The organism is Eubacterium sp. AF15-50 (assembly GCF_934835595.1).
In the GTDB taxonomy this organism is placed as follows: Bacteria; Bacillota; Clostridia; order Lachnospirales; family Lachnospiraceae; genus Eubacterium_G; species Eubacterium_G segne.
On sequence record NZ_CAKVZL010000031.1, the window covers coordinates 1 to 456 of the forward strand.

Sequence of the window (456 nt, forward strand, 5' to 3'; positions counted from 1 at the left end):
GTGTACTTCATTCCGTCCACTCCCTCTGCACCTTTATTTCGTACGACTTGCAGATATGCTCTGTTGAGATTATCGCTAGATAAAATCTGCTCCATTAGACTACTTGTGTCCATGCGTTCTTTCCTTTCCGTCTCGCTTGATTTGACCATCTTTTACCCGATTGGTTACGGCAGATGTTGTCATTTCTGCAATACGAGACATACTCAAACTTATTGATTGTTCGCCCCTTCGCTCCATTTCCATTACAGAAACTTCTTCACTACTATGGGCTCGGCTGACTTCTCACAGTTCGTTGTTACTGGGCTAATGGAACCTCTGTGAGACCTCCACGCTTAAGGTGCACGCTCTTTCTCTCCATATATCCGCCACATTTACTCTGCTACTACAAAAGTGATAGTTATTAGACTTCGTTGCTTATAGCCAACTTATCTCTCATAGCCTAGCCTTATATGTGAT

At 43.2% G+C, this 456-nt stretch carries 1 pseudogene; it reads right to left on the bottom strand.

Going from position 1 to position 456, the window contains the following annotated elements:
• Positions 1 to 149: pseudogene (locus Q5O73_RS10655) on the bottom strand (group II intron reverse transcriptase/maturase); the annotation flags it as partial.
• Positions 150 to 456: the final 307 nt, after the last annotated feature.